This is a genomic window from Aquimarina sp. MMG015 (assembly GCF_018100855.1).
GTDB lineage: Bacteria > Bacteroidota > Bacteroidia > Flavobacteriales > Flavobacteriaceae > Aquimarina > Aquimarina latercula.
Genome location: NZ_JAGJEB010000001.1, coordinates 424,416 through 438,627 on the forward strand (window position 1 = coordinate 424,416; position 14,212 = coordinate 438,627).

At 33.6% G+C, this 14,212-nt stretch carries 6 protein-coding genes; all 6 read left to right on the forward strand.

Annotated elements, in window-relative coordinates:
• Positions 1 to 449 precede the first annotated feature (449 nt).
• The 6 genes from J8L88_RS01820 (at position 450) to J8L88_RS01845 (ending at position 14,161) form a co-directional block, all read left to right on the forward strand.
• Complete coding sequence (locus tag J8L88_RS01820) at positions 450 to 3,119, forward strand: glycoside hydrolase family 3 protein (RefSeq protein ID WP_211059793.1); 2,670 nt, start codon at positions 450 to 452, stop codon at positions 3,117 to 3,119.
• A 127-nt stretch (positions 3,120 to 3,246) separates the two neighbouring features.
• A complete protein-coding gene (locus J8L88_RS01825) occupies positions 3,247 to 6,396 on the forward strand; it encodes a TonB-dependent receptor (RefSeq protein ID WP_118388195.1) in 3,150 nt (1,049 codons plus the stop codon).
• 27 nt (positions 6,397 to 6,423) lie between these two features.
• Positions 6,424 to 7,974: a RagB/SusD family nutrient uptake outer membrane protein gene (locus J8L88_RS01830; protein ID WP_158594441.1), complete on the forward strand. Its 1,551-nt coding sequence runs from the start codon at positions 6,424 to 6,426 to the stop codon at positions 7,972 to 7,974.
• A gap of 13 nt (positions 7,975 to 7,987) precedes the next feature.
• Positions 7,988 to 9,190: a hypothetical protein gene (locus J8L88_RS01835; RefSeq protein ID WP_027394613.1), complete on the forward strand. Its 1,203-nt coding sequence runs from the start codon at positions 7,988 to 7,990 to the stop codon at positions 9,188 to 9,190.
• A 102-nt stretch (positions 9,191 to 9,292) separates the two neighbouring features.
• Positions 9,293 to 10,672 carry an endo-1,4-beta-xylanase gene (locus tag J8L88_RS01840; protein WP_118388191.1) on the forward strand — a complete coding sequence of 460 codons (1,380 nt, stop codon included), beginning with the start codon at positions 9,293 to 9,295 and terminating at the stop codon, positions 10,670 to 10,672.
• 423 nt (positions 10,673 to 11,095) lie between these two features.
• Complete coding sequence (locus J8L88_RS01845) at positions 11,096 to 14,161, forward strand: glycosyl hydrolase family 8 (RefSeq protein ID WP_211059794.1); 3,066 nt, start codon at positions 11,096 to 11,098, stop codon at positions 14,159 to 14,161.
• Positions 14,162 to 14,212: the final 51 nt, after the last annotated feature.

Below are 14,212 nucleotides of genomic sequence, written 5' to 3' on the forward strand. Positions count from 1 at the left end.
TTATAAAAGCATAGCAGAAAGAAGCATCTATAAGATAGATGCTTCTTTCACCTTGATTTAAGGATATGTTCTTAGATTTTGTTAATGTAATACCGCATTTGTTATCGATATAATAATAAATAGAATTAAAAATTACATTGCTAGCAATTAGCTCCCTTTCTAACCATTCCCCCTGTTATTCTTGTTGCTCCCATTGGCTAAATTGTTGCAATTCACCTCTTTCAATGTTCGAATGCAACAAATGTTTTATTATATGCTTTATCTGTTGCATCCTTTTTTTAATCTCATACATAAATTGTTAAAAAATTGTGAATTAGTTAAATATAGTGAACAAGAAATATTCAAATATTAAAATTTTGGGCGAGATATTTTTAATTATCGTAGTGCTCGGATTGTTTGTTTTTATACTTGACATGATTTCATAAAAAAACCAGCTTTAAAACATAACAATGATAAGAAGAGAATCTAAAAATAGATTAAAAAAACCTTTAAGAATTAGTAGTTTAATTATTATCTCAATTATTCTTCAGTTGAGTATAGGGTGTGAAACGAAAAAAGAAACAACATACAAGTTTAAAGATCCTAAATTGTCTATTAATGAAAGAGTAAGTGATTTAATAAGTCATATGACACTTTCAGAAAAAGTATCTCAAATGAGATATGATGCACCTGCTATCGAACGCTTAGGTATTCCAGCTTATAATTGGTGGAATGAGTGTTTACACGGTGTGGCTAGAGCAGGTGAAGCTACAGTATTTCCTCAGGCAATTGGTATGGGGGCTACTTGGAATGCTCCACTATTATTCGATATAGGCACCGTTATTTCCGATGAGGCTAGAGCAAAACATCATCGTTTTATTAAAGAAGACAAAAGAGGGATATATCAAGGATTAACTTTTTGGACCCCTAATATCAATATTTTTAGAGACCCTAGATGGGGAAGAGGTCAAGAAACTTATGGAGAAGATCCTTATTTGACCGGAAGAATGGGAGTAAATTTTATAAAAGGGCTACAAGGAGATGATCCAAAATACCTTAAAGTGGTAGCTACTGCTAAACATTTTGCAGTACATAGTGGACCGGAAAAATCAAGGCATGAGGATAATTATCATACATCAGATAAAGATTTAAAAGAAACGTATTTACCAGCTTTTGAAGCAGCGATTAAAGAAGCTAATGTACAATCAGTAATGTGTGCATATAATAGATACCGAGATGAAGCTTGTTGCGGAAGTAATTTGTTACTAAATGATATACTTCGTAAAGAGTGGGGGTTTGATGGTTATGTGGTTTCAGATTGTTGGGCGATCAATGATTTTTGGGAACCAAATAAGCATGAATTAGTCGAAACCCCTGCTGAGGCTTCAGCATTAGCAGTAAGTAGAGGTACAGATTTAAACTGTGGAGATGTATATGATCCAAACTTAGGAGATGCTGTTCTTAAAGGCTTAGTAGATGAAGATAAGGTTGATCGAGCATTATCTAGATTGATGGAAGCACGATTTAAACTAGGCATGTTTGATCCTGAAGAAATGGTGTCTTGGTCCAAAATATCTTATGATGTGGTATGTAGTGATGCCCATTATAAATTATCTGAGAAAACCGCTAAGGAATCAATGGTCTTATTAAAAAATGAAGGTAAACTACTTCCATTAAGAAAAGATCTAAAATCCATTGCAGTAATAGGACCCAATGCCAATGCTAAACAAGTCTTATTAGGAAATTATCACGGAACTCCACTTAATAATATCACTCCGGTAAAAGCAATAAAGGAAAAATTACCAAACACTAAGGTAAACTACGCAAAAGGGAGTCACATAGCAAAAGGATGGCCGTTATTACAACCAATACCATCTTCTGTATTGCGAAATGGAGATAACGTTGGATTAAAAGGAGAATACTTTGATAACGAGGAGTGGAAAGGAAAACCAAAATTAACGAGAAATGATAGTATTGTTGATTTTATATGGGTTTCAAAAAAACCAATTGAGATTACTACTTCAGATAGTTTTTCTGTTAGATGGACAGGAAAAATTGTTCCAGAAGAAAGCGGTTCATATCGTATTGGATTAAGAGCTAGTAGTGCAGGTAAACTATATGTTGATGATTCTTTAAGGGTAGATTTTAAAGATGATCACGAGCCAAAAATGAAGTATTTAGATATGAGGCTTGAAGCTGGTAAATCATATGATATTAAAATAAAATATTACAATTATCATACAGATCCACAGGCCCAATTACTTTGGTCTAAATTAGATGAAGATCTATTGTCTCCAGCAATAGAAGCAGTTAAGAAATCAGAAGTTGTAGTACTGTGTTTAGGATTATCTCCAGATATAGAAGGTGAAGAAATGCCAGTAGTTTTGGAAGGTTTTGATAAGGGAGATAGATCAGAAATTTCATTACCACAATCACAGCTTATTTTATTAAAAGAAGTACAGGCTTTGGGTAAACCAACAATATTAGTGTTGATGAATGGGAGTGCCCTTGCTATAAACTGGGCAGATGAAAACATCCCAGCAATTCTTGAGGCTTGGTATCCAGGAGAATTTGGAGGGAGAGCAATTGCCGATGTTCTTTTTGGAGATTATAATCCAGCGGGTAGATTGCCTGTTACCTTCTACAAATCTGTTGATGATCTTCCAGATTTTAAATCTTATGATATGACCAATCGAACCTATAAATATTTTAAAGGAGATCCTTTATATGAATTTGGACATGGATTGTCATATACCACTTTCGAATACTCAAAACTAGAAGCACCAGATGCTATAAAAACAGATGAAAATATTCCTGTAACAGTTCAAATTACAAATACCGGGGATATGAAAGGTGATGAGGTTGTTCAACTTTATGTATCTCACGATAAAAAGCAATATACAGACGGGCCAAAACATTCTTTAATAGGATTTAAAAGAATCAACTTAGAAGTTGGAGAGACAAAAAAGGTAAGTTTTACGGTTACCCCAAAACAATATGCTGTGATTAATTCAGCAGGAAAAGAACAAAAAGCGTCAGGAGCAATTCAAATTTATGTAGGTGGAAAACAACCTAACAGAAATGATGATTCAGATACCGCAACTAACAAACATTTAAATAAAAAAATAGCACTTAAGTAATGCGTAAAAATGAAACCTAGATTAATTGCTATATCTAAACAATTGTAAGGGAAAAGGAATACTAATTAAAGGGAAACAAAAGGAGCTATCAAGCACTTTAAACTTAACTACATAAAAACAATGTCATATGATAAGACTTAAACTAGCAATTATTGTATTTATTTTAATTGGAACACAGCATGTTTTTTCGCAAGAAGATAATGTTAGTGGAACAGTTACGGATAAATCTAATTTGCCATTACCAGGCGTTACCGTTTTGGTAAAAGGCACCACCAATGGTGCTTTAACTGATTTTGACGGTAATTACGAATTACAAGGGGTATCGAAAGGAGATATTATAGTTTTTTCCTATGTTGGAATGCAAACGGTACAAAAAATTGTTATTGACTCCGTACAAATTAATGTTGTAATGATACCCGAAGCAACAGATTTAGAACAAGTTGTGGTTATTGGGTATGGACAAAGCAGAAAAAAAGATCTGACATCTGCGATATCTACAATTAGCGGAGATGTGTTAGATAAACAGACGGTTACTAATATCGATCAAGGGATTCAAGGATTAGTATCTGGAGTTACTGTGACTCGAAGTACAGGTAGACCAGGAGGAGCGGTATCTGTAAGAATACGTGGTACAACATCCGTAACTGGGTCTAATGAACCATTATATATTATTGATGGTGTAAACGTTCAGAATTCAGAGAGTGATTCATTTAATTTTTCGCGTTTTGGAGGAACTGGTGGACAGACGGCTATAAGTCCTCTTTCTGCGCTAAATCCAAATGATATCGAATCCATAACCGTTTTAAAGGATGCTTCTGCCGCGGCAATATATGGAGCGCAATCCTCTAATGGAGTGGTTTTGATTACTACAAAAAGAGGAAAGGCAGGAAAAGCTAAGATAAGCTATGAGACATATGCAGGAATTCAGACAGTTCCTAAGTTATTAGATATGATGAATCTAAGAGAGTTTGCGGCATATTCAAATGAGGTTAGACAGAGTCCGTCAACTAATTTACCACCAGCTCCTCAGTTTGAGAATCCAAATATTTTAGGAGATGGAACAAACTGGCAAAGAGAAATTTTTAGAGCAGCTCCAATAACGAATCATCAATTATCAATTTCTGGAGGAAAAGAGAAAACAAAATTTTATGCTTCAGCTAATTATTTTGATCAAGAAGGTATTGTAATCAACTCTGGTCTTAGAAGATTTGGATTACGATTAAATTTAGACTACAAGTATAATGAATGGATCAAATTTGGACATAACATAAACCTAAGTAGTTCGTTAGAGCAAATAGGATTAAATGATTCTCGAAATGGTACCATTATCAATGCATTAAGACAGACTCCTAATGTACCTGTAAGAAATCCTGATGGAACCTTTGGTTCTCCAGAAAACGGTTTAGGTAATACAGGAGCATTAAACCCGATAGCCGCTTCAGAAATAAGAAACAGTACGCTAGAAAGATTTAAAATGAATGGAAATATTTATCTGGATCTTAAATTGGCGAATAATCTTAAGTTCAGAACAGATTTAGGGTATGACTATAATACAGCTAAAACGCAAAGTTTCTTCCCGACTTATGATTTTGGATCACTTTCGAATCGCTTAAATTCGTCTTTTAGAGCAGCCAATGAAGGGTTATATTACCTATTCAAAAACTATTTAACCTATACTCCTAGTATTGGAAATCATAATTTTGATATTCTATTAGGAACAGAAGCTCAGAAAACCGAGTTTCAAGGATTGTCTGGGCAAAGATCTAACTTTCCTAGTAATGATGTTCCTGGTTTAAATACTGGAGATGCTGAGACATCCTTATCCGAATCATTCGAAGGTGCAGCTTCTCTCTTATCCTATTTTGGTAGAATTAATTATGATTATAATTCAAAATATTTATTTTCAGCATCCTTACGATATGATGGTTCTTCAAAATTTGGACCTAATAATAGATGGGGTTTATTCCCATCAGTATCTGCAGCGTGGGTAGTAAGTGATGAACCTTTTATGGAGAGTATTTCTAGCGCTTGGAGTTATTTTAAAATACGAGCTGGATACGGAACTAGTGGAAACCAGGATATAAATAATTTTCTATATCTGAGCTTTCTTAGAAATCAAAATACGGCACTTGGAAGTGGATTTAGTTTAGCTAATTTTAATAACCCTAATGTTGCATGGGAATCTTTAATTTCTCCAAACTTGGGAGTGGAACTTGGTTTCTTGGATAACAATATTAGATTAGATGTAGATGTGTATAGAAAAACTTCTAAAGATTTCTTAGCAACTAGACCTATACCAGGTTTCTTAGGTAGTTTGAACACCTTGTCTTTTATAGGAGTTAATGCTCCAGTAGAAAATTTTGGTGAAATGATCAATGATGGTATTGATTTAACTTTGAATACAAAGAACATTACGAATGAAAAATTTAGCTGGGATACCAACATTGTATTTAGTTTATATCGTAATGAGATTACTGAATTATCAGGTGAAAATGATGCTATCATTGGAACGCTACAAGATGAGGAAATTATTGCCAATCTAACAAGGTCAGAAGTAGGGCAACCTATCGGAATGTTCTATGGTTTTGTAACCGATGGGTTATTTAGAGATATAGATGAATTAACAGGTGCTGAACCTGCTGCTATTCCTGCAGAAAGCTCTGTGGATGAAGCTAACGGTACTTGGTTAGGAGATGTTAGATTTAAGGATTTAAATGATGATGGAGTGATTGATGATAACGATAGAACATTTATTGGAAATCCACATCCAGATTTTACATTTAGTATGACTAATAATTTCCGATATGGAATGTTTGATTTATCAGTATTCTTACAAGGAACTTATGGAAACGATATTTATAACTATACTCGTACCTATATCGAAGGAGTTAACCGATTTAATGCAAATCAAGCTACTTCTGTAATTGATAGATATAGCGCTACGAATACTGATGGAAGTTTACCTAGATATTCCGATGGAGATAAAAACGGAAATATTAGAGTATCCGATAGATTTATAGAAGATGGTTCTTACTTAAGAATTCAGAGTGTTACTTTGGGATGTACATTACCTAAAGGCACTTTTGGAGAAAAAATTAAGTTTTTTGATCAGATAAGAGTGTATACAACAATACAAAATTTATACACATTTACGAACTACTCAGGATACGATCCTGAAGTAGGATCACTTAATCAAAGTGCTTTATTTAAAGGTATAGATTTTGGAAGATATCCCGTTCCAAGAACAATGACACTTGGACTTAATGTACAATTTTAACATGAAAAAGAAAATAATATGTTTAGTATGAAAAGTATAAAGAGAATTTTTACATATGCTATTGTATTGACCTTTCTCTCATCTTGTGGTGAAGATTTTTTAGAAATAGAGGTTGTTGATTCTATTACTGAAGATAATTTTTATCAAACGGATGAACAATTATTAGCTGGAGCTAATTCCTTGTATGGGCAATCCTTTTTTACAACGAATGATAAGTTTATGTATTCATTGGATATGTTAGCAGGTAATTCTATTGGTTTTGAATCAGATGCCGCTTGGAGATTGTTTTCCGTTGGAGTAAATAATGGAGTATTATTAGAAGGTTGGGAAGGTTTCTATAAAGGAATTGCAGATGCAAATCAATTATTAAAAGTGGTTAGCCAACCATTAAATGCTGAAATTTCTGAAGATGTAAGAAATCAGGTAGAAGGTGAAGCTCGATTTGTGCGCGCTTTTTCGTATTTCTATTTAGTCCGTCTATGGGGAGAAATTCCAGTAATCGATGAGGTTACTTCAGATACTTCTACCTTATATCCGTTAAATACAGTTTCCAGTATTTATGATTTTATTGAAAATGATTTGCAAAAAGCAGCAGAGTTATTACCTGACGGAACAGCAGGTGGAATACGAGTTGGAAAAACAGCCGCTTGGTCTTATCTGGCAGAAATGTATTTAACACGTAAAGAATATAATAAGGCTAGAGATTATGCTCAGTTAGTTATTGATAGCGGGCAACACAGTTTGCAGTCTAATTATCAAGATCAGTTTATAAATCCGTCTGCAAGTGTAAATAGTGAAGGTATCTATCGATGGGTTTGGACATCCATTAATGGATTGTGGGGTATTCAGAATACTAACCAAGCCTATCTTATTGCTAGTGATGATGTGATTGGTAATGATGGATCTTTTGGTTCTGTAAATCCTAGTATAGATTTGTTTCTTTCCTTTGATAATGTTACTGATGCAGGAGAAGAAGATCTACGTAGACAATGGATTATTTGTGAACCTGGAAGATTCTACCCTGAATTGTTAACTAGTGAAGGCGGATGGACATTTCCAGAAAACGGAGATGATTCAGCTACAAAACTACGATATAGAAAATATGTAGTAGGATCATTAGACGAACATCCAAATGTGTTCTTTATGAGAACAGATATGAGTACCCAATTGATGAGATATGCAGATGTACTATTGATCTATGCCGAGGCAATAATGGGTGATGCAGATTCTACTGGAGATGCAGCAGCTGTAGAGGCATTTAACCAAATAAGAAGAAGAGCTGGATTATCCGAAAAAGGAATGATCACAAGACAGTCACTTACAGATGAAAGAAGAATAGAATTTGCTTTTGAAGCAGGTAAATTCTGGTTAGATTTAGTAAGAATGGATAGAGAAACTGCAAAAAACATTATTAGAAATCAAGATAGAGGAACTGTAAATACGTTAGTTCCATTTAATGTAGAATCGTTTTTTGTAGATAGCATTGATGATGATGACTTTTTATTACCAATACCATCTGCAGAGTCATCATTTATAGATACAGCTAGTCCTGCAATAGACTATATAATTAATGATTAATAAATAAGTAATGATGAAAAAAAATAAAGAAATGATGTATATCAAGAAGTTGCTTGTTTTGTGCTCAGTAATTGGCTTATTGGTATGTATATCATCTTGTGATGATGATAACGGAGATGGACTTCAATTTGGAGATCCACAAATAGTAAATATAGTATCACTTGGAGATGAACCCGCGATCAATGAAGGATTCCCTGCAGAGCTAGTAAGAGTAGAAGGTACAGGACTTAATGATATGAAAGAAATTATTTTTGATGGAACTGTAAATACCTTTTTTAACTCCACATTAAATTCTAATGTAGCATTATTTTTTAATGTTCCATTTGATGCGGATCAAGGAAGTCGTTTTGGAAATCAAACAGTAACCTTTACGAACCTATATGGAGAATCTGTTTCTACAGAGTTTACTATTAAGCAACCAGGCCCTACCTTAACAGTAGCAGATACATTTTCACCATCAAAGGGAGAAGGAGGTATCGAGATGAGAGCATTTGGTAATTGGTTTTTTAATGTAGAAGATGTACTTGTTGATGGAGAATCAGTTGGAGATTTTACCGTAGTTTCTCCACAAGAAATCTTATTTACTTTTCCTGAAGGAAAGACCGAAACTACCATTTTTACTGTAGTTACGGCTGGAGGAATGGTTTCTAAAGATTTACCTATCGTTGGAGGTATTGTTCAGATTTTATTTAGTGATTTTGATGGAAATGGAATACCAAATATTAATAATGATTACAATGCTGATTGGTTTTCTTATGGAGATAATATCTTTCAGGTTAGTAACGGTCTTGGTGTAGATGGTAGTGGAGGAGCAGAAATTGTTTGGGATGATACAGGTACAGATGGTTTTACAGGAAGTGGTCACCAAGAAGTAGCTCCTGTTACTACTTCAACTGATTCGGAAAATGCATTTATCCTTCTTGATATTAATGGAGATGATTATCCAGGGACCGTTATGGAGTTTATTTTAAAAGATGCAACTACAGACAACTGGATTTTTAAAGTTCCTTTAACAGGATCAGGGTGGCAAACATTAAGATTAAAACTATCCGATTTTGGATTTGGTTTTGATGTTAACAACCAAAGTATGGGTGATCCTAATCCTGCTACGCTCGTAGCGGTAAGAATGCAAATCAGTCACGAAGGTGATACCGGAGTAGTACCATCGGGTTATAGATATGATAATCTAAAATTAGAGGTATTGGAGCTTGATTAAAGCCCTTTTCAAAATAAAATAATAATAACACATATCCAGAGGGATTTCATCTAATTTGATTGGTTTTACTCCTCTAGATATGTGTTCTATAAAATAATTACAATGAAAATAGAAAAAGTATATAATAAGGTCATTTATGCCTTATTTTTTATTATGATGATGAACTTTGTAGCTTGCTCTGATGATGACAATACAGTAAGTTTTTCAGCAGTCCCACCGGTTGCACAAGATGCTTCCGAAATTAATTTTACAAGTTTTACCGCCAATTGGAGTAATGTGTTTTTGGCAAGTGGGTACGAGCTGGATGTAGCTACCGATCCTAATTTTGGATCCTTTGTACAAGGATATGAAAGTTTAGCGGTAAATCAGTTGTTTCAAGATATACCAGGTTTATCTTTAAATACCCAGTATTACTATAGAGTAAGGGCTATAGTAAATGGTGTTGTTTCCGAAAACTCAAATACTATAAGTGTAGAAACCAATGAGGAGTTTCCAGATGATATAACCCTAAAATCTGCTACAGAGAATAATTTCTTTGTTGGAGTTGCAGTATCTGAAGCTAGAACCAATATAACTGCCTATGATGATCTTTATAAGGGAGAATTTAGCAGTATTACTGCTGAAAATGATATGAAAATGGCTTCTATTTTTACAGGGATAGATGGTTCGGGAGATATAATTTATGATTGGAGTAAAATAGATGCACTAGTTGCTTACGCAGAAGCGAATAGTCTAAATGTACATGGACATACCTTAATATGGCATAGAAGTATTCCCGAAGCTTTAGAGAATTTTAGTGGTACGGATCAGGAGTTCGAAGATTTAATAGAACAATATATTACTGATGTGTTTACAAGATATCAAGGTAAAATTAATTCTTGGGATGTTGTAAATGAAGCTATAGATGATGATGCAGGTACTCAATGGAGAAATACTTTATTCTTACAGCGAATGGGAGATGATTATGTAGAAAAATGTTTTGCTTTTGCTAGAGCCGCTGACCCTAATGTAAAATTGTTTTATAACGATTATAATATGACTTTTGATGGCACAAAAAGAGGAAAAGTGCTAGTATTGGTAGATGATTTATTGGTAAACAATCTTATTGACGGTGTTGGTTATCAGATGCATATAGACTATAATTTCCCTAGTAGAGAGCAGATACAAGAAGCTACGGATGAATTAGTAGCAAAGGATGTATTGGTGCATTTTGCAGAATTGGATGTAAAGGTTAATGCAGCGAATGATTTAACAGAATTAACAGAAGAAAGATCTGAGGCACAAAGACAAAGAGTGCGAGAAGTAGTTGAGATTTTTAATGCAATTCCGCAGAACAAAAAATATGCAATAACGGTTTGGGGATTAAAAGATGATGATACTTGGTTAATTCCCGAAAATAACGGCCGACCAGAGTGGCCGCTATTATTTGATGCTTCCTTTAATAAAAAATCTGCGTATCAAGGATTTTTAGAAGGATTATAGTGATTTTATTCCCATAAACAATCGTCGTAAATGATCCCTGTAAATGCATTTTTACAGGGATTCTTATTTCTAATCATATTAATAAGTCTCTTTTCTAGTCATCTTTTGAGGTATCCTATGCTTTGTAATGTATTTTTTATAAAGATTTATACGTTTACTTAGGTATAGATTATATATAAATACTTCTTGGAATTTTTTACGAAAACGTTTTCGTAAAAAAAGTAGAAATTATATACTACAAGAATGATTATAAAAAACTGATTACCAGAAAATTAACTTATTTTCAAAAATTGTTTTTACGTTATCAAAAGGTGTTAGTTAATTACTTTTATAAGTGGTTTTTTATGTATTTAATTGTTTGCTAATTGTTTGTGTGAAAATATCATAGTTTAGATTAACTAAATTTCTAAACACAAACTTCTTATGAAAACAATTAAAACTTTTTTTTTGAAATTATTTTTACTCTGCGTAGTAATCGTCTCTGGACAAAACACTGTTCAGATTGAGGATTTGGGTATTAGCGGCCCATATGCAGGAATGATAGATTCACCTTTTGATGGTGTGGGCTTTTATGGTAATGGAGATAAGGCCGAAGGATCAATTAATCTTTCAACATTACCAGGTCTATATAAAGTAGAAATAAGAGGAGCATCCTCCACTGATACTGAGGCTAAGATTAATTTAAATATAGGTGATAATGTTAGTTCGTTTAGTTTTTCTGGAACTTCTGTTTCTAATAGTTCTAGAGAGATTAGCATTATAGGCAGTAATCCTCTTAATTTCTCTTTAGAATTGATAACAGATAATGGATCAAATGATACATTTTTAGATCGAATTACTTTTACATTTTTAGGATCTCCGCCACCACCAAGACAAGCTCCGGTTATTCCGTCAGTACCTTCATTCGAATCTGGAGTATACAGAAATATGTTTGTAGAATCTGGAAAAACCGAAACGGAAGTACAACAAAAGATGAACGCTATCTGGGAGCATTATTTTGTAAACGGAGATAGTAACAATGAAAGACTTTATTACGAGGTAGGTAATGATATGGCTTATATTTTGGATACAGGAAATAATGATATAAGATCAGAAGGAATGTCTTATGGAATGATGATCTGTGTTCAACTAGGAAAGAAAGCACAGTTTGATAAATTATGGCGTTTTGCAGAAACTTATAGTCAACACCCAGAGGGAACAGAAAGAGAAGGCTTGTTTTCCTGGCAATTAAGTCGATCAAATTTTTCTATGATTGACCAAAATTCTGCACCGGATGGAGAAGAATATTTTGTAACTGCTTTATTTTTTGCAGATGCTCTTTGGGGCAGTAATGGTTCTATTGATTATAGAGCAGAGGCAAATTATATTCTTGATAGTATGCTTAATAAACCAGCACCTAGTTCAGGAGGTTGCCCTACTAGTTTGATAGATGAGAATGAGAAACAAATAGTTTTTGGGATTTGTGGAAATTCTGCAAGTTTTACTGATCCATCGTATCATCTTCCGGCTTTTTATGAAATATGGGCTGTAGAAGCTGATAGTAATAATCAATTATGGACAGATATGGCGACAGTAAGCCGTACTTATTTACTTCCGAGAGCAGCACATCCCCAAACTGGATTAATGCCAGATTATTCGGAGTTTGATGGTAGACCTGTAAATCAAGGAAATCATGGTAATTTTGAGTTTGATGCTTGGAGAAATATTATGAACATGGGATTTGATTTTGCTTGGTTTCAAAAAAGTAAAAACGATATACAACCATTAATAAACAAGCAGATCAATTTTTTTAAAGATAAACCAGGGTATAGCACCTTATGGACATTGGATGGTTCATTTAGTAGAAACAATGATCATTCACCTGGTTTAGTAGCATGTAATGCGGTTGGGGCTTTGGCTCTAGAAGATCCAAAAGTATGGCCTTTTATTGATGAGTTTTTTGATACTCCAATTCCTTCAGGGCAATTTAGGTATTATGATGGGTTGTTATATATGATGAGTTTTATGCATTTATCAGGAAATTTTAAAGCAATTACGGGTAATGTAGATATTCCGGATTGTAATGGCACACCTTTTCCAACGGCTACTGTAACTGCAACTGATGAAACTACCCAAGGAGCTAATGATGGAAAAATCACCTTTACGTTTTCTGATGAACCTGATAGAGGAGCTATAGAGTTTAGTAGTGATGGAGGGTTAACATATCCTCTAGACGTAAATGATAATTTAGGTTCTGCAACTTTTGATAATGTTGCTCCAGGAATTTATAATGTATGGGTTCGTTGGGGTAATAACGATTGTCCTATTAGTTTAGGCAATGTGGTAATAGAACAAGGAGATATAGTAGATCCTATACAGTCACCATTTATAAATCATACTATTCCTGGAATAATACAAGCAGAAGATTATGATAATGGAGGGCAAGGAGTTGCTTATAATGATTCCGATTCAAGTAATAATGGAGGTCAAGGTAGAACAGATGAGGGTGTTGATCTACAGAATACATCTGATACTGGAAGTGGTACTAATCTAGGATGGACAAATAATGGAGAATGGTTAGAGTATACAATAGGAAATGTTACTCCTGGAACTTATGACATAGTCTTAAGAGTTGCAAGTACTCAAAATAATTCTAAATCACTATCACTTAAATTAGGAACATCAGAATTAGGTTCTACAGTTATTCCTAATACAAATGGATGGCAATCATGGCAAAGTGTACGTATAGAAAATGTACAAATTTCCAGTGGAAACGCAAATCAAGTATTACGATTAGACATTTCAGGAGGTCTTTTTAATATCAATTGGATAAGATTCGAAGAATCGGAAGGTGACACAGGAGGTTCAATCTGTAATAAAATACAAGCAGAAAATAATTCAGACAGTTTTTATCAATTGAATACTGTAAATGGAATAGTAACAAATATTGGTTATTCTCATTGGTTGAAGTTTGATAATATTGATATATCAGGTGGCAAGTTTACCTTTAGATATTCTAAGGGAAATAATGAAAACGGTTATATGAAAATAAGACTTGATAATAATCAGGATAGTAATAATATAGCAGAGATATATCCAGAAAGTACAGGGAGTTGGAATGATTATGTAGAAAAAACAATAGACGTCTCAGGAACTGGTAATCATGTTGTATACCTATATTTTCATAATGCAAGTAGAAATATTCAATTAGATTGGATTAGCTTTAAAGCTGAATGCGATCAACGAATTGATGATAATAATGGATCTAAAGAGGAGGAAGAAACTATAAGGGTTTTTCCTAATCCAAGTAAAGGGAATGTAAGCATAGAAGTATCAGATTACAATGATATAAGACAAATAGTTTTATTTGATTTATCCGGTCGAGAGATAAGAAGTATCAGAGAAATAAATCAAAAAGAATATAGTTTCAGTAATCTTAGTAAAGGTGTCTATCTTTTGAAGGTATATAAGAACAAGAAATCAGTAATAAGAAAATTAGTTGTAAACTGATAAAAAGAAATAATTTCATCAATTTTCAAACAGTTATGAATAGATGTTTTT

Excerpts from the sequence above, each read along its gene's own strand:
- J8L88_RS01820 (WP_211059793.1), top strand. The coding sequence starts at position 450 with ATGATAAGAAGAGAATCTAAAAATAGATTAAAAAAACCTTTAAGAATT.
- J8L88_RS01825 (WP_118388195.1), top strand. The coding sequence starts at position 3,247 with ATGATAAGACTTAAACTAGCAATTATTGTATTTATTTTAATTGGAACA.
- J8L88_RS01830 (WP_158594441.1), top strand. The coding sequence starts at position 6,424 with ATGAAAAGTATAAAGAGAATTTTTACATATGCTATTGTATTGACCTTT.
- J8L88_RS01835 (WP_027394613.1), top strand. The coding sequence starts at position 7,988 with ATGAAAAAAAATAAAGAAATGATGTATATCAAGAAGTTGCTTGTTTTG.
- J8L88_RS01840 (WP_118388191.1), top strand. The coding sequence starts at position 9,293 with ATGAAAATAGAAAAAGTATATAATAAGGTCATTTATGCCTTATTTTTT.
- J8L88_RS01845 (WP_211059794.1), top strand. The coding sequence starts at position 11,096 with ATGAAAACAATTAAAACTTTTTTTTTGAAATTATTTTTACTCTGCGTA.